Below are 24572 nucleotides of genomic sequence, written 5' to 3' on the forward strand. Positions count from 1 at the left end.
CTTTTTATCTAATATGATTATGAATGTGAGATTGAAGTAGGTAAATGATAGATTTAGCAGGTGTGATTTGTTAATGAAAATAAAAACTCTTTTTTAATATTTTGAATATAATTTGCCAAAAAATAACATTTGGGAGTAAAAAACAAATGGTGCCCGAGGTCAGCTACTAAAAAATTTCATTTGATATCTATTTTTAGATATATTTTATTCTATTAGTAACCCACTGAGTAACCCATTACTTTACAATTCAATATATGCACAGCAACGGTTTCTTTTAATCCGATTAAAGTCAATATTAGTATATTTTTTATATTTCCGATTAAAATTAATACGATGTCGACTAATGCTCCGATTAAAAGCCATATGTTTAATAAGAGCAATAGCTTTTATTTGGTTGTTTATTGCGGAGAAAAGATATAAATACTTTTTGCTATTTAGTATCTTAGTAAGAGCAAATAACATTCCAAACTTATGTATTTTTTATTTTTGTGTGAAATTATGATAAAATACAAAATATAAGGAACTTCACTTATTTTTTTGCTTTAATTTGATAAGAGTAGAAAAATGTTTAAAAATGAAATAATTAACAATGCTGTACCTGCAAAGATTTTTATAAATAATCTTGGATTATATGATAATTTTCATAGAAATGTTAATGATATTAAAAGTGGTTTTAAAGTTAAAAGAGTTGGTGGAAATTTCTTTATTTTGCTACCTGAATGGTTTATGAAGATAATTGAAGCTGGTTATAGTTGTTATGCTATTAAGGCTTATGATGATTTTGAATATGAATTTAAAGTATCGCTTACAAAGAAAACCGAAATAGGTTTTTATAAAAGATGAATACGTATAAATTTTGCAAATGCGGAAAGAAGATACTCTCGCATTTGAGTAAGTGTTCTGAGTGTAAGATAACAACTGTTAGAAATCAAAATAAACACTATGATGCTTTCAAAAGAGATAGAGATAGCTCTAGTTTTTATCATAGTGCAGAGTGGAAGAAATTACGTTCTAGTTTTATTAATGACAATCCATTTTGTTTTAAATGTGGAAGATTTGCAAAAATTGTTGATCATGTTATCCCTATAAGACAAGGTGGAGAAAAACTAAATGTAACAAATTTGCAAAGCTTATGTATGACTTGTCACAATAAAAAAACCAAAGAGGAATTAAAAGGGGTAGGGGGTTAAATCTCTATAAAATCGATATTCTGGTCACCGACCGGCTAGTCGCGAAAAAATGCGAGCTATTTTTTTTATTGCGTGTGTAATTGACTAACTAATTAACCAATAAATACCAAGTTTAAAATATGAATAATTGGGGCTTGTGCTTTAATTTCTTTTGCATGTTTTCCTTATGTTTAACGCCCAATTAACTAATACGCACTTTAACGCCTTATGTTTTGTATAAAATCACTAAAAAGAAAGGTGTTAATGCAAAAAGAATTTTTAAGTTGTGATGAGGTTTTGCAAATACTAAATATTAATTCTAAAGAGTATTTGAGTAGATATTTAAAGAAAAATGGAGTTAAGGTTTTAAGAGGAAAAGCTAAACCTTACCCAAAAGAAGAAATACTAAAGTTAGCTAAAAGAAGACAAGATGATAATCACCATAACTCAAAGCAAAATGAAATAGCACTTTTTATAGATGAAAGCATTATAAAAGAAAAACCAAAAAACAAGCAAATTGTTAAAGATAAAGAAATAAGTGAAATTAGCTTAAATTTTCAAACAATAGAGCAAGAATTGGCTCAAAAAGTAAAAAACGACTTAATTAATTTAGGAATTTATGATGATCTTGAAGATGATATTATTAAAGTATATGCTAAAAATCTCATCTTGCTAGAATGCTCAAGTAAAGAGGTAGAGAAAAGAGGTTTTTGTGCTACAAGTGATAAAGGAGTGCAGATTATCACTCCCGAGCTAGTTGCTTTTAACTCTCTAACTAAAAATGTAATAGGCTTGGCTAAAATTTTAGGCATAGGTGCTCCAAGTAGGACAAGAGTAAATCCAAAAGAGAAAAAAGAAAGCTCTCCTTTTGATGTTTTATTGGGGAAAGAAGATGAATGATATCAAGTTAAGATCTAGAGAAGATATTTTAAATTATGCTAAAAAATATATCAAAATAAAAAACGAAGAATTTCAAAATTCTCCATTTTATATAGATGAAAAAATAGCCTTAAACGCAGTTGTTTTTGTATCTTTATTAAAACATACCGATGGAGAATTAGCAGGAAAGCCATTTGCTCTTTTAAATTTTCAAATAGAGTTTATAATAGACATTATTGCTACATATTCAAAAGAAAAAAATGCTAGGAGGTATTCTTATGCATTATTATTTATTCCGCGAAAAAACGGCAAAACAGAGCTTATAGGAGCTATTTTGCTTTACTTTCTTTTTGTGGATAAAGAAAAAGGAAAGAAAATATATTGTGCTGCAAATGAAACTGAACAAGCAAAGTTAGTTTTTAATGCAGCTTCATCTATGATAAGTCAAGAAAAGCATTTGAATGATATGTGCTATCAATATAAGACTTATAGGGAAATTCGTAAAAAAAATACAAAGTTTGAAGATTTTATAAAGGTTTTGACAGCTACTAGTGAAACTAAAGATGGATTAAGACCTTATGTTTTTATTTACGATGAGCTTCATGCTGCAAAAGATGGAAAATTATACAAGGTCTTAGAAGAAGGAACGGCAAGTCGTTCTAATTCTCTTTGTATAGTAATATCGACAGCAGGTTATAACCAAAATTCAGAGATGAAAAAACAATATGATTATTGTAAAAAGGTTGCTTGTGGTATTATAAATGATCCTTCTACATACTCTAAAATTTACGAACCAAATGAAGATGATGATTGGCATGATGAAAAAGTGTGGGCTAAAGTAAATCCTGCTTTAGGGTATGGAGTTAAGATAGAAAAATTAAGAGAATATTTTGAAAAAGCAAAATCAAATGCAAACGATGAGGTTAGTTTTAAGACAAAGCATTTAAACATATGGACTTCAAATGCTGGTGCTTTTGTAAAAGATGATGATTTTATGAAGTGTAATCTTGGAAAAATAAATTTAACTTCTGATGTTTTTATGGGAATAGATCTTTCAGCTACGACAGATTTGACTGCACTAGCTATAATCTGCGAAATTGATAAAATTTTACATGTTGATTTTAAATTTTATGCACCTAGACTGTGCGCTGAGCAAAGAAGTAGAAGAGATAAGGTTCCATATTTAGAATGGGCTAGGCTTGGATATCTGACTTTAACACCAGGTAATAGTGTAGATTATGACATATTGATAGAAGATATTATTTGTTTTAGTAAAACACTTAATATCAAAATGATAGGTTATGATCCTTGGAATAGCACTGAAGTAGCCAAAAAACTTAGTGAAGAAAACTTAGAATGCGTACAAATTAGACAAGGTTTTGCAAGTATAAGCGAACCACTAAAAGAGTATCAAATAAGAGTATTAAAACAAACTATAAACCACAATGCAAATCCTATTTTTAGATGGTGTAATAATAATTTGGTAATAGATAAAGATGCAAGAGAAAATATAAAACCTGATAAGAAAAAATCAAGTGAAAGAATAGATGCAATTTCAGCTTTAGTAACTGCCATAGCGACTAAAAATACCTTTGCAAAACCTCAAGAAAGTGTTTATGAAAAACGGGGTATTAGGAGCTTGTAAGCATTAGGAAAGCCATAAGCTCTCCTTTCTAAAAACTAGCAAAAGCATTATAACCTTCTTTTTAGAAGCTAGCTAATTAAATTTTATTTTAAAAGGAATTTGTTATGAACACTATAAACAAATTTCTAAAAACTAGCACACAAACTAAACCTACACAAACTAAATTAAAAGCTGCATTTGCTTGGGTGGGTGGTAAAAACTATTTAGCTAAAGAAATCATTGCTTTAATGCCAGAGCATAAAACTTATATAGAAGTTTTTGGTGGAGCTTTGAGTGTTTTTTATCAAAAAAGCCCCTCAAAAATAGAAGTTATTAATGATATAAATAACGAGCTTATTAATTTACACCTTTGCATAAGAAATAAACCACAAAGTTTAAAAAATGTGCTTAATTCTATGTTAGTGAGTAGAAAGATATTTGCAATGATAAAAAATAAAGAAATTAAACCAAGAAATGATATAGAAAGAGCCGCTTTTTATTTTTATCTTATTAGTACTTCTTTTGGATCAAACATGGGGCAATTTGCTATGAGCAAACAAAGAGCACCAAAAAGATTGCTTAGAGATTTTAGCTTACATACACAAAGGCTTAAACATGCTAGTATTGAGAATAAAAGCTTTGAATATATTTTAAAAGAATATGATTATAATGAAGCTTTGTTTTATTTAGATCCACCTTATGTGGGGACTGAAAATTATTATAAAAACACTAATGGTTTTGGAATAAAAGAGCATAAATTATTAAATGAGTTATTAAAAAACATCAAGGGTAAATTTATGCTTTCTTATAATGATTGTGAGCTTGTAAGAGAGCTTTATAGGGGCTTTAATATCAAAGAATTAAAGATAAGATATTCTTTAAATAATAATGTTTTAAAAAGAAAAGAGAGCAAGGAGGTTTTAATAATGAACTTTTAAGAATAAAGTTAAGAGAATATTTTTTAATATTCTCTTTTACTTAAGCAAAGAAGCTAAAAAATCTAAAGCTTCTTTTCTAAAATTTTCTTTGCATTCTTCTAGATAATCTTTTTCTAAAATAGCTCCGTATTTTAATAAGAGCAAAATAGCTCCAAAATTATTATGATTAATAGCATAAAACATAGGTTGTTCGCCCATACATTCTTTAGTAGCACTCATACCGTTTTTAAGATACTCTAATACAACATCATTGTTGCCATTGCAAATTGCATTTATAAATCCCTTGCTAACACCTTGTCTTATATCTAATATTGCTCTATTCATCTTTTTTATCCTTTTGTTTTGATAAGACAACATTAGCTTGGCTTAGATGAATGTGTGCTGTTGTAAATTATATTGTTTTAACCCAGCTTGATACTACATTTAATAAATGATTATAGTCTTTACTTGTAGCTTCTTTAAAAAACTCATCTCTAATATCTTTGTCTATTTTAGCTTTTTTTAAAGCACTATCAACTCTAGCTAAAATTGAAAAAGCATTACCATCTTCTCCGATTAATTTAACTTTTATATTTGGATATTTTATACTCATTTTTAACCCCTTAAAATTCACAAAAAGTGCTTTTTAATTCATATCTTTGTTTTTTGCTATTGTATTGAACTACAAATTTCCTACCTATAATATATCTTTCAAATAAAGGCACTTGTATAATGGTTTTATCTTCATTTATTTCAAGTATTTTTGCAATAGAATAAGAATATATTCCCATATTATAAATAGTCATAAGCTCTAAGATATTATCTCTTGCTAGATAATCTTTTTCTTTTAAAAGTCTTTTATACAAAAATTTAAATTCATCTTCTAAATCCTGCATAATTTTTTCTTTTAATTCTTCATCAGTATAGTTTTTAATCTCTTTCATTTTTTCTCCTTTTGTTGATTAAATGCACAATAGCTTGGCAAAGCTTATTGTGTGCTGTTAGATCTTAGAAAGCTCTCCAACTACCACACCAATTAGCAAAAAATCTCCATTTTTATAAAATATGTCTTTATATAAAGGGTTTAAAGAGTGTAAAATTACTCCATTATCTTGTTTTAAAACTTGTTTGATAAAAAGTCCATCTTTAGTATTGACCACACAAATGCTTTTGTTTTTAAAAGTTTTATTTCTATCTATTACGCAAATACTTCTATCTTTGATAATTGGCTCCATACTCTCACCGTAGCAAGTAATAAACTCACAATCTTTTGTTTTAAAAAAATCTAATATCTTTTGATCTATTAATATGTTTTCAAAGTCTAAAATATCATTAATACCACCTCCACCTAAGCTAGCATTGGTTTTATATAGTTTTAAAATTTTATATTTGTATTCACATTCTAATTGATCTTTTGGAGAGCTTCCATAAAAGAAGTAATTAATACTGATATTTCTTTTTTCTAAGAAATTTAAAATATGCGCATAAGGAATAGAGTTTCTAAATTTCATAGAATTAAAAGTGTCTGGATGGATACCTAATTCTTTAGCTATATCTTTTGTTTTTAATTCGCACTTACCTTCACTTGCAAGTATGTCTTTTAACTTCTCGATTACTTCTTGCATTTGCATGATCAATCCTTTTATTTTAATTTAAAAGAATTTAACAAAAAATTGCAAAAAGCAATGAAAATATTTTATTTTGAAAGGTTAAAAATAATGTATAATTTTCAAAAAAAAGGATTTTTATGAATGGTAGTGATATTTTCTTTTTTGGTGCGGGTTTTTCAAAATCTCTAAATAATTCTTACCCAACTCTTGCCGAGCTGTCAAACTATTTTTTGGATAATAATTTTATACATGAAAATGAAAAAATCTACAAAGATAATTTGGAACAGCTTTTAACTTATCTTATAACGCCTTTGCCTTTTAAAACAAAAGAAGATATCTTAAGAGATGAAGCTTCTTATATTGAAAAAATAAAAAAGATTGGAAGATATTTTTTAAATTTGAAAAATAAAAATATTACTAGTTCAAATGAAAATATAGAAAGTCTATCACAATTTATAAATAAAAACAAATGTACTTGTATAACATTGAATTATGATTTATTGCTTGAAGAAATGTTGTTTTTAACGCTAGATAAAGAAGTATCTAAAGATAATGTTTATAATATATTTTATAAAATGCCTATAAAATATATCGATGAAAGAACAGAATCAGTGCAACAAGGCTTTAATTTTTATAATAGTAATCTTGATAACGGTAAAAAAAATTCAACTGAAATTATTAAACTACACGGATCAATTAATTGGTATTGTGATCAAATTTATCAAAATAGTCCTATATATTTTTATAGTCACAATACAACTAGCCAATTTGAAGAATATCAGGAAAATATAGGAAAAGAAAGTTTGCGACAGCTTATTATCCCTCCTATACTTGATAAAACAAGTAATTATAACCATATTGAAATACAGTCTCTATGGAAGAAAGCTTTTAAGGCTATACAAAAGGCTAAGAATATTTATATTTATGGTTTTTCTTTTCCTATAACAGACTTATCTGTTGTCTATCTTTTTAAAAGCGCTCTGCAAAATAAACAAAACTATAAGATATATGTTATCAATACTAAGAGTAATATTGATGATAAAAAGAAAAGGTATAATGAAATTTTTGGTGAGAACAAATGTGATTTTAGTTTTTGCTGTGATGATAATTTAGAAAAATTAGCCAAACATTTGAATAAAAAATAGTCGGAAAGTTTAAGTTTTCCATGTAACTATCCTCCAAACCTTTTAAAGCTATAGATAGTTACATATTCTTTTTAAAATACCCATTACAGTTTAAAAATTTAACAAAAAATAAAAAATAATATATAATTTCAATGAAATTTAATTATATATTAAAGGTGTTTCAATGAAATTATTAAAAAATTGGTATTTTGCTTTATGGTTGATTGGGTTTTTTGCAATCGTATGTTTATGTTTATATTTTAATTTAGAAATTAAAACTATTGCATATATTATTTCTGCTTATGCAGTGTCATGTTCATTGGTGTTAAATGCTTATTCTATTTTTGAAAAAACAAGAGCAGATTTTGAAAAAACAAAGGTAGATAAATTTAATTTGACAATGCAAATGATATTAAAATGGGATGAAAAGCATTTTATAGAAGCAAGGGATTATACAAGAAAACAGCATGGTATACAAAACAAATTAGGAAAAGAAGAAATAACAAGGGAAATTGAAAATAATTTAGAATTAGAAAGATCGGTAAGGATGATGTTAAATTATTTTGAAGTACTTCAAACATTGATTCAAAATAATAGCGTGGATGAAGATATTATAATGGAGCATTTTGCGCATTTAATGGTAGAAGTTATGCGGGATAGATATGATGATTATATAAATAAAAAAATTAAACCTATTAATCCTTTGGGTGTTGAAAAACTTGAATTGTTAAAAACGGAATGTGAAAATTATGTAAATATTTTAAATAAGCACAAAAAATAGTAAGTATTTTATAATCTTGTAATGTAAGATTTTGTGTTTTTATACCAAATACGCATTCTAACGCCTCAAAGTTTTTTTAAAATACTTAAAAAAACGAGGCTTTGAATGCTAGATAAAATAAAATCATTTTTTAAAACACAAAAAAGAAATCAAGATTATCATACCTTAGAGTTCCTTTCAGAAGAAAAGGTAAATTCTGATGAGCTTTCTGCTGTAATTGCAGCTATATCAAACATAAGCGAAACAATAGCTTCTTTGCCATTAAATCTATACAAAAAAGAAAAAAATGGCTCTGTGTTGGCCACTAATCATCCTTTGTTTGATCTTATAAAAATTGCACCAAATGAAACCATGACACCATTTACACTTATAGAAGCTTTTATGGTGCAAATGCTTATTTATGGAAATGGTTTTTTATATCCTATGCGAAAAAGAAATGGGCAAATTTGCTCCATAGAACTTATAGAAAACAAAGATATTTCATTGTTTAAACAAAGTGGAAAATACTTTTATAGTGCATACTCTAGCAATGGCAGTGTTGTTTTAAGCTATGATGAAATAGTCAATGTTCCATACCACACAAAAGATGGTGTCAATGGAATAGCACCTTTAAGAAAAAGTAAAACCACAGCAAAGTTAGCTACAGCCATAGAGCAACATGGGCTTAGCTTTTTTCAAAATGGTGCTTTTACAAGTGGTGTTATTACTGTTCCAAATGAGCTTAGTGATCAAGCATATGATAGATTGAAAAAATCATTTAAAGAAAACTATAGTCAAAAGAAAGCTTACAACATATCCATTTTAGAAAGTGGCTCTACATTTACTCAAACTACAAGCGCAAATAAAGATAGTCAATTTATAGAAAGCAAACAATTTCAGATTATAGAAATTGCAAGATTATTTAACATACCCCCGCATAAGCTAGGAGATCTTTCTAGAGCAACATTTTCTAACATAGAACAACAAGAAACAAACTACATGGTTCAAACAATCACGCCTCTTACTACAAAAATAGAACAAGCATTTAATCGCTTTTTGCTTACTAAAAGCGAATGGGGAAAATATTATTTTAAATTTAATATCAATGCTATTTTAAGAGCTGATAGTGCTTCAAGATGGGAAAGCTATACAAAAGCTTTAAACAATGGAGTTATGAGTATTAATGAGGTTAGGGCATTAGAGGAGATGAACCCAATTAGCAATGGAAATGAACATCTTATAGCATTAAATTTAGGAAAGTTAAATGCACTAAAGGATGGGGTTTGGGAGAAATAGAAGTAGAAGGTCTTGTAGAATTAATGAAAGATTTAAACACACTGAGTAATTCATCATTATCAAAAGCTGCTAGAAAAGGCGCTATGAGTGTAAGCAAGGAAATAGCTAAGGTTTATAAAAAAACAGCACCTAAAGAAAGTGGTCTTTTAAGATCAAGTGTTAGGGCTGTTACAAGTAGAAATTTAGAAAAAGGTGTTTATAGGGCAGCTGCTGTTGTATTTAAAAAGAAAAAAGTAAGCCAAAAAAGATATGAAAAACTAAAAGGTTTTAAAAAATGGACTTTAGAGAAAAAGAATAAAAAGAAAAATAAAATAGAGTATTTTTCTAGTGCTTATTATGCACATTTTTTAGAGCATGGATTTTGGCATAGAGGAGGAAAAAACAAAAAAGGTAAAACAAGTTTTGTAAAAGGATATAAAACTATGGAAAATGCTACAAAAAAAATAGAACCAAAGGTAGATATTTTAGTTCAAAACGAATTAGAAAAAGAATTAAAAAAATTAGGGTTTTAAGTGAAAATGTACAAAGAATTTTTAGTCCGCTTTCTACAAAATTTAGAAAATGAATTAAAACTAGATATTTATCCTATAAAAGCAACTATAGAAAGTAAAGAAAATTTTATAGTTTATGAAATAAGCAATGAAGAAATAGTTTTAAGTATTGATAATAAATTATTAGTAAAAGAAATAGAAATATCCCTTACCATATATAGCAAAAAGTATCAAAAGTTAAGAAATATAAAAGAAGATTTGGAAAATTTATTGTTTAGTATAGATAAAAAGCCAACAGATATACTCATAGCCGGAGAAGATGAAGAAAATGGTTTTTATTGCAGTAATATGTTTTTAACTTTTAAATTTTAATACGCTTTCTAACGCCTCAAAGTTTTCTTAAAATCTATTTGTATTTTATTGCAAGGAGAACCAATGCCAAAAGAAAAAATAATTTCAGAAGCACCAGATGTTCAAGGTCTTAGAGTATTAGTTTTATCTCGTGCTATGGAAACAGCCGGATCTACACCAGTACAAGCAGGTTTTTTAACTAGCATTTCAGGACTTAAAGGAGGAAGCAGGGAAAGTCAAAAATTAAGCCCAATTAATGACAGAGATTATGAAGAAATAAATGCAGTAGGTAAAAAAACAAGTGCCACTGTGAATATGTCTTTACTTTATAAATTTGTAAAAGATGGAAAAACGCAAGATTTTGAAGGTGTAAATTATCTTGAAAAGGCTTTTGAAGAAAATGAAGAAGTTTTTATTATTGTTGAGGTTAATGATGAAAGAAAAACAACTTTAAAAATCAAAATGAAAATAACTGGTTTTGAAGTTACCAGCGAAGCTAATAATAAATTTAGCGCAAATATTACAGCAGAAAAAATAGGAGAAGCAAAAGACATCACTCCTTTTAGATTTGAAGAAGGAGATAATATAGAGCATACTAGCGATGCGTTAAATGTAGGTGATGTTTATGCGGATAAAAAATCAAAAACGATCTATTACTATCCAAATCCAAGCACACTAAAAACGCCACAAACTAATGATGAAAGACTTGTATATATCTTTGATAGCGTTAGAGGTGTGTGTCCATATGCTAATAAGCAGATTTTTAATGAAAGTAAAGAATTTATAGATAGTGAGCAAGAACATGAGGATAAATGGGTAAAAGAAGATGATGAAAACATCATTCATGAAATCAAAAATGAGCCAACTCAAGGTCAAACTTATGAAGAATTAAAAGGCAAGACAATTTATTTTTATCCAAATCCTTTATCTCTTACATATCCAGCAAATAAAGATATAAGAAAAAAATACACATGCGATGGAAGCAGTGGTGTGGCTTCATCTGCCACTGAAGAAGAATTCAACATTAACAAATTTACACAAAAAGGAAGAAAAAAATGAATTTAAAAGATTTTTTACAAAACAATTCTCTTAAAACAAAGGAAATTAATATTGATGGCATTGATGAAAAAATAACCATAAAACAACTTTCTATGTTAGAACAATATGAGCTTATGAAAAATCATAAAATAGAGTTTAAAAAAGATAGTAAAGATGGTGATGATATTAATGAAATCAATATAGAAGCCATAAGCAACAACTCTAATTTTAGAACCGAAGTTGTCTTAAAAGGACTTGTAGAGCCAAGATTAAGCAAAAAAGAAATTACACAGCTTAATCAAGCTGCACTCGCTGTTATTTCTAAAATAGCTGATGAAATTTTAACCTTTAGTGTAGAAGTCCCAAAGCAAGAGAGCAAGGGCGATTAAAATATCGCCTAGCCCTTGCATTAGGAAAAACAATAGGCGAACTAGAACAAAGCATTACCCAGGCAGAATTTAATGAGTGGATGGAGTTTTTGTCTAATGAGCCTTTAGCTTGCGATAGAAATGAAATACAAATTAGTATTTTGCTTAGTATGATTGCATCTTTTATGGGAGTTAAAAACAAATGTGAAGATTTTTTACTAAGTGAGCATTTGAAGCCATCAATTAAGCAAAGTGCTAATACAAATCAAAATATAGATTTAAAAAAATTAGGTTTAGATTTTTTAGAACTTTTAGGATAATAAACTATGATCAATCTCCACGATAAATTCTTTTTCTTTTGGGTTTTCTTGCAAAATTTGACAAAACTGAACTTTTATATCATGATTAAAAAGATTGTTTTTTATACCAAATTGCATAGCTTTTGCACTAAGCAGAGCTTTTTGTGGTTTGTTTTCTTTAAGAAAAATATCAACAGCTTTAGTAAAGCTAGCAAGTTCTTCATCAATAATCTTTTCTTGAAATTCTTTTTTACTCTTAGTTTTAGCCATAAAAAACACCACAAGCAAAAACAGCAAAGTTATAAAAGTAAGTGGCTCATAAGAGTAAAAAAACATTCTAATACCTTTTTTTGTTTTCATTCTAGCTAAATTATATATAAAAGGAAATTAAAGTGGCAAAAAATGTAAAAGTTGGTATAAGTGTTGATACAAATAAAGGAGTGGTTAGTGTTAATAAGTTAAACCAAAGCTTTGTTAATCTAAATCAAAAAACAAAAGATACCAAAGAAAGCTTTTTGGGTCTATCTAAAGCGATACTAGATATGAATGCACATTTTGTGCAAAGCTATCATGGTTATAAAGCTATGTTTGATAGCGTGAGTAATTATGCCAAATCTTTTATAGAATTAAATGCTCAATATGAAAAAACAAAGAAGAATATAGCTTCCTTAATAGCTGTAAATTCATCCAATGTTACATCTTTTGGTAAGACACTAAATATACAAGAAAAATATCAATTGTCATTAAAACAAAGCGCTAAAACACTAGAGCAGTTTAATAATTTATCTGCTAAGTCAGGATATGCTGTATCAGATTTAGCGGATATTTTTTCTAGTTTTTATGCAGGTGCTTCAAAAAATATGAATTTTGATGAAAGTATAAAATCTTTTGAAAATTTAATGCAAACTCTTAAAATATCAGGTCTTGGAGTAGAACAGCTGAAAATGACAATAGATGGTCTTGGAGATGGAGCTGTATTATCAAGTTCTGATCTTGGTAGGTTTTTAAAACAAATCGGACTTACTAACGAAGCTATTAAAGAAGCTAATGCAAGTGGTAATCTATATAATTTAATTATTCAAAAAACAAGTGAAAATGTTAAGGTTGCTCAGCTAGCTCTTGGAGGATATGAAGATAATGTTAGACTTCTAAAGTCAAATATAGATAAATTAAAAAGAGAGCTGAGTAAGCCTATATTTGAAAGTGTAAATGAAAGCTTGTTAAAGCTAAATATTTACATGGAAGAAAATAAAGATAGTATTTCTAGTTTTATTAAAACTTTTCAGAGTTTAACACCTATACTTATTAATGTTTCTTTGGCTTTTGCTAGCTTAAAGGCATACTCTAAAATAGCTCCGATTTTATCTAAAGGATTTTTAGAACTAAAAGCTTCGATACTAGATACTAAAAATGCTTTATATCTACAAAGAGTCGGGTTGCTTTCTAATACTCAAAGTATAAATGAAATAAATAAAAGAACTATTGTTTTATCTAGGGGATTTAAAGCGTTATCAAATGTTGCCAAGAATGCTATACCTTTAGTTTTAATAGAAAGGTTGTTTGCTATAGAAGATGCTTTAGATAAAGCGTATGAGAAAACAGAAAAGTTAAATTCTTCTTTTAAAAGAAAAATTGAAATTTTAGATATAGAAGATTTGAAAAAACAAAAAGAGCAATTAGAAAAAGAGTTGGAAAGTATATCAGATATTGGAAGCTTTCAAAACACAATAGGAAATTTTTTAAAAGAATATTCATTTGAAATCATAGGGGATGATTATAAAAAAGCAATCTCTTATCTACAAAAAATAGATTTTTCTTTTATGGGGGCTATTAGAGAACAAAGTGTTGAAGATGCAAGAGAGATAGCAAATATTGCTCAAAAAATAGCATTTTTAGATGATAAAATTAAGCAAAATGCAAAAGAGGAGGTAAAACTAAAGAGTGTAGAAAAGCTCAATAAGGAGTTAAAGGATGCAGTTGAATTAATAACAAAAATTCAAATTCCAAAAATAGAAAGCCAAGAGTTAGAAAAAACAAACAAAGCTTTAGATGATTTAAATAAAAAATTATTAGAACTTGTTAGTATTAATAATTGGGAGCAAAATAATGCTTTAGTAGAGCAGGTAAACATTATATCTAATGCATTAGCTCATGCTGTTAAAGCTGATGAGGTTAAAAGAATACTAGATCAAGAAGAAAAAGCAAAACTTGCTCAAGAAAAGCATACTCAAATCATAAAAGAGCAAAATCAAGCACTCAAAGAACTTTCACAAATCACTATGAGTGAGTATGAAAAAAGCTTGGAATCTATCAATGAAAAATTAAAACATTTCAAAGAAATAGGTTTTGATAGTAAAACTATACAAAAAGCTAAAGAAGAAATGATTATAGATCTTGATTTAAAAGAGAGTGAAAAAGAATTTCAATCCTATAAGAGTTTAATGCTTGAATTTTATGAAAGTGTTGGTAAAAAACAAGAAGCTTGGGCTTTGAAAGAAATAGAATTAAGAGAGAAATTTGTAGATATTTTAGATAAAGAAGATCTCCAAAAACTTATAAAGACGCAAAAAGAAGCTTTTCTAAATGTAGAAAAAAATGCATCAAAAACATTTAAAAATGTAGAAAATGATTATCTTAAGATGATAGCAAATATGCAAAGAACCATAGAAAGTCGTTTTTTTGATTTTATAGAAGGAAAAATAAAAAATTTAAAAGAATTATTCATAGGTTTAGGCAAATCCTTAGCTATGGATATGCTATCACCTGCTATTAGTTCTATTAGCGGATCAATATCAAGCATTTTTACAAATTCATTAATGGGTGCGAACAATTCTTATCAAAATGTTAGTTTAATTTCTCAAGATTTAGGTTTAAAAAAAGATAATAATGGAAATTTTACCGGTGTTATAGATGGTAAAGAAGTTATTATATCTTCTAATGGAGAGGTTAAAAAAGGACAAGATGTGTTAAATGGTGTATCTAATGTGCTAAGTGGATTTAATGCATTAGAAGGTATTTTAAGTGGCTCTACATTTGAAAAAATACAAAGTTTTAGTAGTTTTAATTTTAGCAGTATTGGTGATAGTTTTACTTCTGTGTTTCAAAATTTTTCTAATTTAATAAAAAATATAGGAACACTAGGAAGCAATATTTTAAGTTTAGGAAGTGCATATCTTGGTAGTTTTTTTGGAGGGACTGCTTTAACTTCTTTTAGTTCTGGTGCTTTATGGAGTTCTTTAGGTATTGGCGGTATAAATGGAGCTTTAGCCGGTGGTATTGGTTCTACTTTGGGTTTTGTTGGTGGTTTAGCTACTAATGCATTAAGTGGTGGTCTTTTGGGTTATGGTATAGGAAAGCTTGGAGATATGTTATTTAAAGCTGATACTCATGCTGGAAGTGGTGGTGCTATAGGAGGAGTTTTGGGTTCTTTAATAGCACCTGGTATAGGTACTTTGGTAGGTGGTCTTTTAGGTAGTGTTATAGGTGGAATTTTTGGAAAAACTAAAGCTACCGGAAGTGGTCTAAGACTTTGGCAAGATATAAATTTTAAAGATCATTTTTCACAAGGAAATTTGCAAAGCTATATTGATTATCAAAAGAAAGGGTGGTTTAGTAAAAAAAGTTGGACTGAATATCAAAATATAAATGATAGAAAGATAAAAGAACTTAATCTATTTTTGGATAATCAATATGCATTATTAGAAAGGTTAGGGGCAAATTTAGACAAATACGAAATAAACGCAGGGAAATATAGTGGCAATTCTCTTATAGATACAGCCGTTCCAAATGCTTTATTAAAAAGTTTTTTAAATACTGATGATAATGAATTAATTAACGAACAAATCAAAGCCATACAGCAAGCTGCTAAAGAAGCAAATATATCTTATGCACAGCAACTTTCTAAGCAATTTGGTCAGTTTATGAGTATGCAAAGTAATATTTTAAGTCAAATATATAAAAATGATCCTGTGAAGGTGGCAAAAATTACTCTAGATGATACCATGTATGCACTAAAAACTGCCATTAGAAATGTAAGTGGTGGTTTTGATATCTTAGGGTTAAAAGAAGATGAATTTAAAAATATTTCACAAATTTCACTAGATAAACTTAATGAGGCTTATAATGAAAGCTTAAGAAATGATTTTTCAACTGAAAATGTAGAAGCTTGGGAGCAATTGTTACAAGCTTTAGCAAGTGCAAATGAGCAAGTAAATAACATCTTGCAAACCATTATTAATAAAACAAGTGAATTAATGCAGATAAATCAAAGTTTTGCAGGTGTTAATGGATTGGATACTAGTGTTTTTAAAGTTAATGATTTGCTTAATCAGTATGCTACTATAATGGGTGGATTAAAAGATGATCTAAGTAAAGAAGAACAAGATATTTTTAAAGATATTTTTAGTGCTAATGATAAGTTGTTAGAGCTTGGATATGAAGGAATAAATGATTTTTTAAGCACTGGTAATACTGAACTTAGAAAACAATTAATAGCCATTATCACTTCCTTTGAACAAATAATGAAAGAGCAAGGTGGTTTAGTTTTTTCATCAGAGCATTTGAATGAGTTAGCTAAGGTTGATGAGCTTATAAAAGCATATGAAGATGAGAATTCAAAAGAATATGCCAAAATTAAAATTAATGAAAACAATAAACTTTTAGAAAATTTAAACAATCAAAAAAATATTTTATCATCTCTTGCTAGCTTTAGTGATAATTTGATTAAGCAAACTATTCAAACACCTCAAATGATAAGTAAAAACTATGAAAAATTACTAAAAAAAGCTAGCGATGATTTTAAAAATAATAATTTTAATTCATCTTCCTTTGAAGAACTAAAGCAGGCAGCAAGTGCCAAAGCAAATGACTTAAGAAATTCATCATCTTATGAAGAATATCAATTTCAAATGTTAAAAATGGCTAATGATATGAAGGATTTAGGAGGTGAAGCTGATTTAAATACAATACAAGATGAGATTGCCAAAATCACATTAGAAAATGAAAAATTAAATGAAAAACTTCAAGAAACTATAAAAGATACATCTTCTATGACTTTAGAAGAATTAAAAAAATATAGAGAAACTCTTTTAGAGCAAAGCCAAAAAGAAGTTCAGGAAATGATTAAGTATCTTGGAAAAGATTCACCTATAGCAAAATACTTAGAAGGTATGATTAAAGAATTAAAAAATGGTAGTACTTTAAGTGTGGCTGCTATAGAAAATTTAAAATATGCTTTGCTTGCGTATCAAAACAATTCTAATAAAGTAGATAGTGAATTAAATCAAGAAATAAAAAACCCTAATAAAAAAGCGCTCGCTTTTGCAGATGGTGGAATAATAACACAAAAAACAAATGCTATTATAGGAGAAAATGGATATCCTGAGGCAGTTATTCCGTTAAAAGATGGTAAGGGATTAAAGGTTGATGTTTCTAATATATTTGAAAGATTAGAAACAGCTCTTTCTAAAGGTATAGATAATGGCTTTAAGCAATTAAATTCTAAATTTGATGGATTAATTACAAAAGTAGACAATGTAGATAAAGGCATTAAAAGACTTTGTATGGATATGTCAATTCTTACAAAACAAACAAGAGAAATTGTAGAAAGGATTGAGAAATGATTATAGTAAGACCTTTGGAGTTTATCATAGAGCAAAATACCATAAGCAAAGATAATACAGCTCTTTGGGATAAAGATAAAACATATAAGATCAACGATGAGGTTTCTTTTAAGGGATATATTTATAAAAGTGCTAGCGATGAAGACAAACATGAAGAACCAGATGTTTATTTCGATAAATGGGTAAAAATGCGTCCTACAAATGAAAATGCATGTTTTGATGATGAGGTAAATACGCAAAGTAAAGACAATAAAACTTGGAGTGTTATTATAGATGTTAAAGAAAGTTTTGATGCCTTAGCTGTATTAAATGCCAATTTATCCAAGATTAAAATACAAACATTGGATAAAAGGGTTATTTATGAAAAATCACTATTTTACAGAAAATCTCGCACATGGTGGGAATATTTTTTTGGTAGATTTAAAATCAACAAAGATGATTTTATATTTTTTAAATATCCCATTAATTCTAAAATAAAAATAACATTCTATGCTCTAAATGATATTGCTAATGTTGGACATATACTTTTGGGTAAAAAAGAAAAATTAGGTATTACTATACACCCTGCTAATCTTACTTATCTTAATTATTCTAAAACAAACACAAATGAATGGGGACATACTACTGTAGTAGATGGTAAAAAAGCGAAATTTTTAGAATTTATAGTTGCCTTAGAAAAAGCTCATTTTGATTACTATGATGATTTAATTGAAAGCATTTATAATAAAAAGACACTATTTATTGCAGATGAAAGTGAAAATGGGTTTAAAAAACTGACCACTTTTGGTATTTTAAAAGATTATTCAGCTCCTATTGAAGACTATGACTTTTTACAAATTAAATTAAATATACAAGGTTTGATATAAAATTTTTATATCAAGCTAACACGCATTTAAACGCCTCAAAAAATTTATAAAATCTATACAAAACATATTTTAAGGAAAAATATGAACTTTGTTAGATCAGATACTGCAAAAATAAGAAATATAGACAATGATAATAATATATTAAGTTTTGTCATGATTTCAAATTCTAATGCTTGTAAGCGTTGGGATTGGGATATGGGTGAATATCTTGAGGAATTAGATATCTCCGGTGCAAGATATAACGAATTAAGAACACTTTTTACAGACCATAATCCGAGCGTAGATAATGCTATAGCAAAAATTGAGAATATAAGAGTTGAAAATAACGAATTGGTTTGTGACTGTATTTTTGCAAAAGATGAGAGAAGTCAAAATATTTTTAAAAAATACAAAGATGGAATTTTAAGTGATGTATCTATCGGATATAAAATCTTAAAACAAACTATAGATAAAGACAGCAATCCCAAGAAAGTACTTGTAAATGAGTTTGAAATTTTTGAACTTAGTGCTGTTTGGAAAGGTGCAGATAAAAATGCAAAAAAACGCTTTTTTGATGAGCAAACACAAAAAGAAGCTAAAGCTTTAGCCCAAGCAAGAGAACGCGAGCTAGAGCTTATGATTAAAACACTTTAAAGGAGAGATAATGCAAAAAATAAGAGAAGAAATAGGTGCTTTACATAAGCAGATGTTAGAGCTTTCTAATAAAGCAAAAAATGAAAAAAGAGCATTTAGCACAGATGAAGAACAAAAATATAATGAAATGCTTAAAGATTTTGAAAGCAAACGCAGTGAGCTTTTAAGACTTGAAGAAGAGCAAAAAAGAGAAAAATTTTTAAATGAAGTTACAAGTATAAGATTAGAACAAAATCCACATCCACAAAAAGAAGAAGAAAGAGACTCTATGAGATCTTTTGTTAAATACTTAAGAAGTGGAGTTATAGACACATCTTTGCAAAGAGATGCATTAAACGAAGCTTCAGGTGATAAAGGCGGTGTTTTAGTTCCTACAACATTACAATCAAAAATTAGATCAAAATTGACAGATCTTAGTGTAATTAGGAAAATAGCTACTGTGCAAAAATCATCCACAAATCAAGATATACCTATACTTGAAGATATAAGTGGTTTTGGTTGGATTGATGAAATGGCTAGTTTTAATGAGGCAAGTGCTTCTTTTTCAAAATTAACTATTGGAGCATACAAATTGGGAGGTATTATTAAAATTAGTGAAGAATTACTAAATGATAATATCTCAAATTTAGAAAGTTTTTTAATTAGAAAGAGTGCTGAAAAAATTGCACAAGCAGAGGAAGAAGCATTTATAAAAGGCGATGGAAATAAAAAACCAACAGGTATTGTAAATACAAAAACAAAATATGAATTAGCAAGTAACAGTGGCATTACAAGCAATGATGTAATTGATGCATTTTTTACATTAAAAAGTGCATATAGATCTAATGCATGTTGGCTTGTTGGGGATGATTTTATGAAAGCTCTTTATAAATTAGTCGATGGAGATGGTAGACCTTTATGGATGCCAGCGCTTAGTTCTGGTGGATATGACACTATTTTAGGTAAAAAAGTAATCTATTGTTCTTCATTAGATGGTTTTGGTGCTAATAAAATTCCTGCTATCTTCGGTGATTTTAGTTTTTATGAAATTTGGGATAGAGAAACTATGAGTTTTACGAGATTAAATGAATTGTATGCTCAAAATGATTTAGTTGGAATTAAAGTTAGATCAAGACTTGATGCTAAATTAATCACAGATGAAGCAGTTTGTAAAATAGTAACTCCTTCTTAAAGTATAAGTCATGAAAAAAGTTGAATTTTTATTTTGTTTAAGTGGTGATGTTTTTTATAGAAAAGGTGATGTGGTAGAGCTTAATGATAAAGAAGCTCTACGACTTCAAAAGAGAAATATTGTAAAGATACTTATAGATCAAGAGCAAGTAGATGAACAAGTAGATGAACAAGTAGATGAACAAGTAGATGAACAAGTAGATGAACAAGTAGATGAACAAGTAGATGAACAAGTAGATGAACAAGTAGATGAACAAGTAGATGAACAAGTAGATGAAGCTCAGCAAAAACAAAAAGGTAAGGGCAAAAAATGATTATTAAAGAATTAAATGCACCTGAAAAAACTCTTATAAACATAAAAGAATTAAGAGAATTTCTAAGAATAGATAGTGAAGTTTTTGATGAAAGCATAAAGCAGTCTTTAAAAGCTGCCATAACAGAATTTGAAAACAGAACTAATCGCATATTGGTTAAGAATAATTATGAAATATCTTTTTTCAATGAAAGAGTTGTGTTAGCCCCATTTAATTCTTTAGAGAATGCGCAATTCAAAGCAGAATTTAAAACAAATTCCAATGTTTTGTATTGTGAAGGTAGTGGAAGAATGATTGTTAATTTAGGTTATGAAGAGCTTCCAGAAGATATAAAACTTTGGCTTAAAAACTATTGTTTGCACGCTTTTGAAAACACAAGTTTTCCTAATATAAGTAAAGCTCTTATCAATAGATATAAAATATCCTTCTTCTAAGGTTTTTAAATGAAAGCAAAAGAACTTAAACATCGTTTAAAAATATATAAAAAAATGCAAAGTAAAAATGAATTTCAAGAGCTAGATTATGATGAGGTAGTTTTTATAAAAGAAATATTTGCAAGTTGTAAAAATTTAATCGTTGAAAATAAAGAACAAGGCAACATAACAAACAAAACTTCTTTTTGCGAGTTCGAAGTTAGATTTTTAGAGCTTGACATGTCTTATCTGATCGAGTTTGAAGGTGGTAGATATGAAATTTTAAGCATACAAGATGAGGGTATGAGTAAAAGATTTTTAAAAATAAAAGCGAGAAAAATAGATGATTACAACTAAAATCAGTCAATTACCATCACCACCAGATTTAGAAAATCCTATAGATTTTGATAAGCAAGCAGATGCCTTTGTAAGATCTTTAAACCCTTTTGGAAAAGAATTAAATAGCTTGTCAAAAGAAATTAATGAGCTTAGTGAATTTATTTCTCAAAAATCAGATGAATTGGTGTCTTTTATAAACTTAAAACTAGAAGAGATTGATTTAGAAGCAAATGAAGAAAAACTAAAACTCTTAAAATATGCAAAAGAATTAGAGCAAGCCTTATTTTTGCATACACAAAATAAAACAGAAGAATTGCTAAGTTTGATAGATGAAAAGGGTTTTGAAATTATAGAAAGAATAAATGATAATTGCTTAGGGGCTGATTACACTGCTTTAAGTCAATCTTTAGCTCATAATATTTCTATTGAGCGTTTTTTATGGGAAAGCAATATGATAAAGCTTAGCCAAAAAGAAATACCTAACAATGAGCAATTAATCATTGAAGTTTTAAACAACAAAGAAGATACTAAACATACTATAAAAATTTTAAAAGACTTATTAGATCTGCTTAATATGCAAAATGAAATAAATCAAATTTTTAAAGGAGAAGAATAATGAATCAAAAGCCTACACCTCTTATGCTTTATACAATTTTAGAACAAGCAAGTAAAGATATCATAGCTATAAGAGAATACTTGTACAATAGCAAAGAAAAAATAGATGAACATATATTAGAACATATTGATAAATTTGAAGAAAAGGTAAAAGAAGCTATAGCTTCTTATGAAGCTTTAAGCAAAGAAAAGCTTGAAATTCTTGAAGAACTTTATAAGCAAGTGGTTTATCCTTTTGATTTTGCAAGTAGTGATAATGAGCCGGTTAATCCTAAATTAAACCAAATATGGTTTAAAAAATCAACAGCACAAATATTGCAATTTTTACAAAATCCGACAATAAACTTTATTCAAAAAACACCACCAAGTCAAAAAAAAGAAGGAAGTGTTTGGTTTAAACCTCTTGATGATGAAAACATTATGCAAGGGGAGATTTATGTTTGTGAGAAAGTTTTAGATAATAAAGCTTGGGTTAATCCTGCTTTGCCAAAAGAATTAAAACCTGCTTTTATCAGCGAAGAAGAACCAAGTAAGGCTAACTTGGGTGATATTTGGAAAAAACAAAGCACCGGAGAATATTTTGTATATGTACAAACTAGTAGCGGTAAAACTTGGACAAGTCCTGAAAATCCAAGTGTTTATATTCCAACTCACACCAGCGAAGAAGAACCAAGTAAGGCTAACTTGGGTGATATTTGGAAAAAACAAAGCACCGGAGAGTATTTTATACATATAAGAACAACAGATGATAATGCTTGGATTTTAAAGCATGATTTAAAGATAGAGCCATATATTTGGGTTGATCAAAAAGATGAAAATATTAAATATATACTTTCTTTGCTTGGTGATTTGCAAAATAAAGATGATGTTCAAGAAAAACATGAGAATGAAGTATTAGAAAAAGAACAAGAATTAAATAGTAAAAAAGATGAATTAGAAAATATAAAAAATCAAATTCAAGAAGAGCTTAACAAAGTTCCACCTGGCGATGTATCTTCTTTAGAAGAAGAAAAAGCAAGACTTGAAGAAGAGATTAATCAAATTCAAAAAGATTTAGATGAAAAAAAAGAGGAATTGGAGGCTATATTAGAAGAAAAAAGACTTGTAAATAAAAAAATGTTAGATGAGGCTTTGAAAACAAAAGTTTCTATAGAAGGAAACAAGACAATAAACGGAAATATAACTTTAAGTGGTGCTTTAACGGCAAATGGAACTACTAATTTAAATGGAAATACTACTTTTAAGCTTATTCCAAATTGTGCAGTTAATCCAACAGCTGATAATCATTTAGCTAGAAAGTGGTATGTAGATTATGGTGGTGGTATTAAAAATTTAGGAACAGTAGGTTCAACAAACATAGACTTAAGACAAGCTCAACATTTTATTTTAACAGCAAATGCAAATACAGAGTTGGGTATAGCTAATTGGGGTGGGGCAGGTAAAAGTGGAACCATAACCATAAATAATTGTCAAAACATAAAATCTTTTAAAGCACCATTTAAATTTAGAATAGCACAAAGTGGTTTTAGTGGAACTGAGACCTTTGCTTATTTTTGCATAGCAGCAAATAACATCAGATTAGTAAGGTCTTAATATGAATACTCTAATGCTTGCAAATTCAATATTTCAAGTTAATTTACCTCCAGAACTTGGCGGAGGCGTGGCTAATTATAATTATATGTTTAGTTTAAATAATCTAGTAAGACCTAATGAATATGTTATGCCTGCTAATTTAGCAAATAAAGAAGTTTTAGTTGTAGGAGAAGTTTGGACTGCAAACAACATGAATAATAAAACTTCAGCAAATTCTATTGATATAACTTGGAATAATTATGCTAATTCACATCGTTTTTATGGTCCATCAAGATCATACACAGCTAATAAAAAAATACCAGTGAAAGCAAAAATAAAATTTGGCGCTATAAACTCAAATAAAATTAGATTTTCTTCATATCAAACAGGTAGTCACAACGCACAAGCAGGGTGGAATACTAGCGATTGTAATTTGCAATGTCGTGGAAACTTGACATTTTATTATAACTAAGGAGGAAAGATGTTTTACAAGATAGATGATAAGGTTTTTTTTAATGAAGATGTGTATTTAAAAAAAGTTATTATTAAAGTAGATGAGGAAGAATTAGAAGGAGAAGATACTTATTTTTTAAGTAAATTAAATGATGATGAGCTTAAAGCTCTTGGTTTTGCTAGAGTGAGTGAGCAAGAATTGCCAAGTTTTGATGAAAAAAGCCAAGAGCTTGTTAGAAAAGAAGAATTTGATGAGCTAAGTAATATCTTTCATATAAAATATGAAGTACGCCAAAAAAGCTTAGAAGAACTAAAAACAATCAAGCTTGATGAAATAAGAGCTAAAAGAGATGAAGCTTTAGAAGGCGGACTTATTTATAATGAGCATGCTTTCCAAACAAGAGAAAAAGACAAGCTTAATATCAATGGAGCTGTAACTAATTTAATGCTTGATATGCAAAGTGGAACTAACTCAATTTCTGAAATCATTTGGATTGATGTAAATGACGAAAAAGTAACTTTTACACCACAAGATTTTTTAAAATTTGCTTCAATGGTAGCTTTTCATACCCAAGAAATTACCTTTAAAGCAAATATTTTAAAAGAAAGAATAGAACAAGCTGAATCTGAACAAGATTTAGAAGCTATTG

The 24572-nt window shown here is 28.2% G+C and carries 29 protein-coding genes; 24 read left to right on the plus strand and 5 right to left on the minus strand.

Annotation, left to right across the window (positions count from 1 at the left end; all coding sequences use genetic code 11):
• Window positions 1–564: 564 nt before the first annotated feature.
• The 5 genes from L8W56_RS07745 (at window position 565) to L8W56_RS07765 (ending at window position 4610) form a co-directional block, all read left to right on the plus strand.
• Window positions 565–843 carry a hypothetical protein gene (locus tag L8W56_RS07745; protein ID WP_012661579.1) on the plus strand — a complete coding sequence of 93 codons (279 nt, stop codon included), beginning with the start codon at window positions 565–567 and terminating at the stop codon, window positions 841–843.
• Window positions 840–1190 (plus strand): HNH endonuclease, encoded by a 351-nt coding sequence (locus L8W56_RS07750; RefSeq protein WP_214098810.1) that lies wholly within the window; start codon window positions 840–842, stop codon window positions 1188–1190. The genes L8W56_RS07745 and L8W56_RS07750 overlap by 4 nt, the downstream gene beginning before the upstream one ends.
• Window positions 1191–1433: 243 nt before the next feature.
• The gene (locus L8W56_RS07755) at window positions 1434–2069 is read left to right on the plus strand and encodes a P27 family phage terminase small subunit (RefSeq protein ID WP_263659913.1); all 636 of its coding nucleotides are present in this window, start codon (window positions 1434–1436) and stop codon (window positions 2067–2069) included.
• Window positions 2062–3693 (plus strand): terminase large subunit, encoded by a 1632-nt coding sequence (locus L8W56_RS07760; RefSeq protein ID WP_012661576.1) that lies wholly within the window; start codon window positions 2062–2064, stop codon window positions 3691–3693. Before L8W56_RS07755 ends, L8W56_RS07760 begins: the two co-directional genes overlap by 8 nt.
• Window positions 3694–3797: 104 nt before the next feature.
• On the plus strand, window positions 3798–4610 hold the full coding sequence (locus L8W56_RS07765; protein ID WP_263659914.1) for a DNA adenine methylase: 813 nt from the start codon (window positions 3798–3800) through the stop codon (window positions 4608–4610).
• 36 nt (window positions 4611–4646) lie between these two features.
• Here L8W56_RS07765 and L8W56_RS07770 read toward each other — a convergent pair whose 3' ends face one another.
• From L8W56_RS07770 to L8W56_RS07785, 4 genes are all read right to left on the minus strand, one after another.
• On the minus strand, window positions 4647–4934 hold the full coding sequence (locus L8W56_RS07770; RefSeq protein WP_263659915.1) for an ankyrin repeat domain-containing protein: 288 nt from the start codon (window positions 4932–4934) through the stop codon (window positions 4647–4649).
• Between the two features lie 67 nt (window positions 4935–5001).
• Complete coding sequence (locus L8W56_RS07775) at window positions 5002–5196, minus strand: hypothetical protein (protein WP_214100316.1); 195 nt, start codon at window positions 5194–5196, stop codon at window positions 5002–5004.
• A gap of 16 nt (window positions 5197–5212) precedes the next feature.
• Window positions 5213–5533, minus strand: a complete 321-nt coding sequence (locus L8W56_RS07780; protein WP_263659917.1) for a hypothetical protein — start codon at window positions 5531–5533, stop codon at window positions 5213–5215.
• 57 nt (window positions 5534–5590) lie between these two features.
• Window positions 5591–6220 (minus strand): helix-turn-helix transcriptional regulator, encoded by a 630-nt coding sequence (locus tag L8W56_RS07785; protein ID WP_263659918.1) that lies wholly within the window; start codon window positions 6218–6220, stop codon window positions 5591–5593.
• 116 nt (window positions 6221–6336) lie between these two features.
• Here L8W56_RS07785 and L8W56_RS07790 point away from each other — a divergent pair, with 116 nt between their 5' ends.
• The 8 genes from L8W56_RS07790 to L8W56_RS07825 all read left to right on the plus strand — a co-directional run bounded on the left by L8W56_RS07790 (window position 6337) and on the right by L8W56_RS07825 (window position 11947).
• Window positions 6337–7344 (plus strand): SIR2 family protein, encoded by a 1008-nt coding sequence (locus L8W56_RS07790; protein WP_263659919.1) that lies wholly within the window; start codon window positions 6337–6339, stop codon window positions 7342–7344.
• A 163-nt stretch (window positions 7345–7507) separates the two neighbouring features.
• Window positions 7508–8104: a hypothetical protein gene (locus L8W56_RS07795; RefSeq protein ID WP_066006904.1), complete on the plus strand. Its 597-nt coding sequence runs from the start codon at window positions 7508–7510 to the stop codon at window positions 8102–8104.
• Window positions 8105–8209: 105 nt separating this feature from the next.
• Complete coding sequence (locus L8W56_RS07800) at window positions 8210–9379, plus strand: phage portal protein (protein ID WP_214098814.1); 1170 nt, start codon at window positions 8210–8212, stop codon at window positions 9377–9379.
• Window positions 9367–9891 (plus strand): HK97 gp10 family phage protein, encoded by a 525-nt coding sequence (locus L8W56_RS07805; protein ID WP_257395764.1) that lies wholly within the window; start codon window positions 9367–9369, stop codon window positions 9889–9891. Before L8W56_RS07800 ends, L8W56_RS07805 begins: the two co-directional genes overlap by 13 nt.
• A complete protein-coding gene (locus tag L8W56_RS07810; protein ID WP_263659920.1) occupies window positions 9892–10242 on the plus strand; it encodes a hypothetical protein in 351 nt (116 codons plus the stop codon).
• Between the two features lie 63 nt (window positions 10243–10305).
• A complete protein-coding gene (locus L8W56_RS07815; RefSeq protein WP_220568433.1) occupies window positions 10306–11280 on the plus strand; it encodes a hypothetical protein in 975 nt (324 codons plus the stop codon).
• Entirely contained in the window at window positions 11277–11648 is a 372-nt protein-coding gene (locus tag L8W56_RS07820; RefSeq protein ID WP_214098817.1) for a DNA repair protein, read from the plus strand. The genes L8W56_RS07815 and L8W56_RS07820 overlap by 4 nt, the downstream gene beginning before the upstream one ends.
• A gap of 80 nt (window positions 11649–11728) precedes the next feature.
• On the plus strand, window positions 11729–11947 hold the full coding sequence (locus tag L8W56_RS07825) for a hypothetical protein (RefSeq protein WP_214126405.1): 219 nt from the start codon (window positions 11729–11731) through the stop codon (window positions 11945–11947).
• Here the strand turns inward: L8W56_RS07825 and L8W56_RS07830 are convergent.
• On the minus strand, window positions 11939–12262 hold the full coding sequence (locus L8W56_RS07830; protein ID WP_257395613.1) for a hypothetical protein: 324 nt from the start codon (window positions 12260–12262) through the stop codon (window positions 11939–11941). The two genes, L8W56_RS07825 and L8W56_RS07830, sit on opposite strands and share 9 nt — an antisense overlap.
• 56 nt (window positions 12263–12318) lie before the next feature.
• Between L8W56_RS07830 and L8W56_RS07835 the strand changes: the two genes are divergently transcribed.
• From L8W56_RS07835 to L8W56_RS07885, 11 genes are all read left to right on the plus strand, one after another.
• On the plus strand, window positions 12319–17547 hold the full coding sequence (locus L8W56_RS07835) for a hypothetical protein (protein ID WP_257399148.1): 5229 nt from the start codon (window positions 12319–12321) through the stop codon (window positions 17545–17547).
• Entirely contained in the window at window positions 17544–18413 is an 870-nt protein-coding gene (locus L8W56_RS07840) for a hypothetical protein (protein ID WP_139493088.1), read from the plus strand. Before L8W56_RS07835 ends, L8W56_RS07840 begins: the two co-directional genes overlap by 4 nt.
• 81 nt (window positions 18414–18494) lie before the next feature.
• Window positions 18495–19046 carry an HK97 family phage prohead protease gene (locus L8W56_RS07845; protein ID WP_066006888.1) on the plus strand — a complete coding sequence of 184 codons (552 nt, stop codon included), beginning with the start codon at window positions 18495–18497 and terminating at the stop codon, window positions 19044–19046.
• 10 nt (window positions 19047–19056) lie between these two features.
• Window positions 19057–20217: a phage major capsid protein gene (locus tag L8W56_RS07850; protein ID WP_012661561.1), complete on the plus strand. Its 1161-nt coding sequence runs from the start codon at window positions 19057–19059 to the stop codon at window positions 20215–20217.
• Between the two features lie 10 nt (window positions 20218–20227).
• Window positions 20228–20530 carry a hypothetical protein gene (locus L8W56_RS07855; RefSeq protein WP_263659921.1) on the plus strand — a complete coding sequence of 101 codons (303 nt, stop codon included), beginning with the start codon at window positions 20228–20230 and terminating at the stop codon, window positions 20528–20530.
• Entirely contained in the window at window positions 20527–20964 is a 438-nt protein-coding gene (locus L8W56_RS07860; RefSeq protein WP_012661559.1) for a head-tail connector protein, read from the plus strand. Before L8W56_RS07855 ends, L8W56_RS07860 begins: the two co-directional genes overlap by 4 nt.
• A gap of 9 nt (window positions 20965–20973) precedes the next feature.
• A complete protein-coding gene (locus tag L8W56_RS07865; protein WP_012661558.1) occupies window positions 20974–21300 on the plus strand; it encodes a hypothetical protein in 327 nt (108 codons plus the stop codon).
• Complete coding sequence (locus L8W56_RS07870) at window positions 21287–21898, plus strand: hypothetical protein (RefSeq protein WP_012661557.1); 612 nt, start codon at window positions 21287–21289, stop codon at window positions 21896–21898. The genes L8W56_RS07865 and L8W56_RS07870 overlap by 14 nt, the downstream gene beginning before the upstream one ends.
• A complete protein-coding gene (locus L8W56_RS07875; RefSeq protein WP_263659922.1) occupies window positions 21898–23490 on the plus strand; it encodes a hypothetical protein in 1593 nt (530 codons plus the stop codon). The genes L8W56_RS07870 and L8W56_RS07875 overlap by 1 nt, the downstream gene beginning before the upstream one ends.
• 1 nt (window position 23491) lies before the next feature.
• The gene (locus tag L8W56_RS07880; protein ID WP_012661555.1) at window positions 23492–23941 is read left to right on the plus strand and encodes a hypothetical protein; all 450 of its coding nucleotides are present in this window, start codon (window positions 23492–23494) and stop codon (window positions 23939–23941) included.
• A 9-nt stretch (window positions 23942–23950) separates the two neighbouring features.
• Window positions 23951–24572 (plus strand): DUF4376 domain-containing protein (locus L8W56_RS07885; protein ID WP_263659923.1); only part of this gene is annotated, 622 nt, incomplete at its 3' end.

Source organism: Campylobacter sp. IFREMER_LSEM_CL1085, assembly GCF_025772235.1.
GTDB lineage: Bacteria > Campylobacterota > Campylobacteria > Campylobacterales > Campylobacteraceae > Campylobacter_D > Campylobacter_D lari_D.

Bases quoted from the DNA above. Each gene is read 5' to 3' on its own strand.
- L8W56_RS07800 (WP_214098814.1), top strand. From the start codon at position 8,210: ATGCTAGATAAAATAAAATCATTTTTTAAAACACAAAAAAGAAATCAA.
- L8W56_RS07745 (WP_012661579.1), top strand. From the start codon at position 565: ATGTTTAAAAATGAAATAATTAACAATGCTGTACCTGCAAAGATTTTT.
- L8W56_RS07825 (WP_214126405.1), top strand. From the start codon at position 11,729: ATGGAGTTTTTGTCTAATGAGCCTTTAGCTTGCGATAGAAATGAAATA.
- L8W56_RS07760 (WP_012661576.1), top strand. From the start codon at position 2,062: ATGAATGATATCAAGTTAAGATCTAGAGAAGATATTTTAAATTATGCT.
- L8W56_RS07855 (WP_263659921.1), top strand. From the start codon at position 20,228: ATGAAAAAAGTTGAATTTTTATTTTGTTTAAGTGGTGATGTTTTTTAT.
- L8W56_RS07755 (WP_263659913.1), top strand. From the start codon at position 1,434: ATGCAAAAAGAATTTTTAAGTTGTGATGAGGTTTTGCAAATACTAAAT.
- L8W56_RS07785 (WP_263659918.1), bottom strand. From the start codon at position 6,220: ATGCAAATGCAAGAAGTAATCGAGAAGTTAAAAGACATACTTGCAAGT.
- L8W56_RS07845 (WP_066006888.1), top strand. From the start codon at position 18,495: ATGAACTTTGTTAGATCAGATACTGCAAAAATAAGAAATATAGACAAT.
- L8W56_RS07880 (WP_012661555.1), top strand. From the start codon at position 23,492: ATGAATACTCTAATGCTTGCAAATTCAATATTTCAAGTTAATTTACCT.
- L8W56_RS07790 (WP_263659919.1), top strand. From the start codon at position 6,337: ATGAATGGTAGTGATATTTTCTTTTTTGGTGCGGGTTTTTCAAAATCT.
- L8W56_RS07765 (WP_263659914.1), top strand. From the start codon at position 3,798: ATGAACACTATAAACAAATTTCTAAAAACTAGCACACAAACTAAACCT.
- L8W56_RS07815 (WP_220568433.1), top strand. From the start codon at position 10,306: ATGCCAAAAGAAAAAATAATTTCAGAAGCACCAGATGTTCAAGGTCTT.
- L8W56_RS07875 (WP_263659922.1), top strand. From the start codon at position 21,898: ATGAATCAAAAGCCTACACCTCTTATGCTTTATACAATTTTAGAACAA.
- L8W56_RS07840 (WP_139493088.1), top strand. From the start codon at position 17,544: ATGATTATAGTAAGACCTTTGGAGTTTATCATAGAGCAAAATACCATA.
- L8W56_RS07870 (WP_012661557.1), top strand. From the start codon at position 21,287: ATGATTACAACTAAAATCAGTCAATTACCATCACCACCAGATTTAGAA.
- L8W56_RS07850 (WP_012661561.1), top strand. From the start codon at position 19,057: ATGCAAAAAATAAGAGAAGAAATAGGTGCTTTACATAAGCAGATGTTA.
- L8W56_RS07820 (WP_214098817.1), top strand. From the start codon at position 11,277: ATGAATTTAAAAGATTTTTTACAAAACAATTCTCTTAAAACAAAGGAA.
- L8W56_RS07750 (WP_214098810.1), top strand. From the start codon at position 840: ATGAATACGTATAAATTTTGCAAATGCGGAAAGAAGATACTCTCGCAT.
- L8W56_RS07770 (WP_263659915.1), bottom strand. From the start codon at position 4,934: ATGAATAGAGCAATATTAGATATAAGACAAGGTGTTAGCAAGGGATTT.
- L8W56_RS07860 (WP_012661559.1), top strand. From the start codon at position 20,527: ATGATTATTAAAGAATTAAATGCACCTGAAAAAACTCTTATAAACATA.
- L8W56_RS07830 (WP_257395613.1), bottom strand. From the start codon at position 12,262: ATGTTTTTTTACTCTTATGAGCCACTTACTTTTATAACTTTGCTGTTT.
- L8W56_RS07780 (WP_263659917.1), bottom strand. From the start codon at position 5,533: ATGAAAGAGATTAAAAACTATACTGATGAAGAATTAAAAGAAAAAATT.
- L8W56_RS07865 (WP_012661558.1), top strand. From the start codon at position 20,974: ATGAAAGCAAAAGAACTTAAACATCGTTTAAAAATATATAAAAAAATG.
- L8W56_RS07795 (WP_066006904.1), top strand. From the start codon at position 7,508: ATGAAATTATTAAAAAATTGGTATTTTGCTTTATGGTTGATTGGGTTT.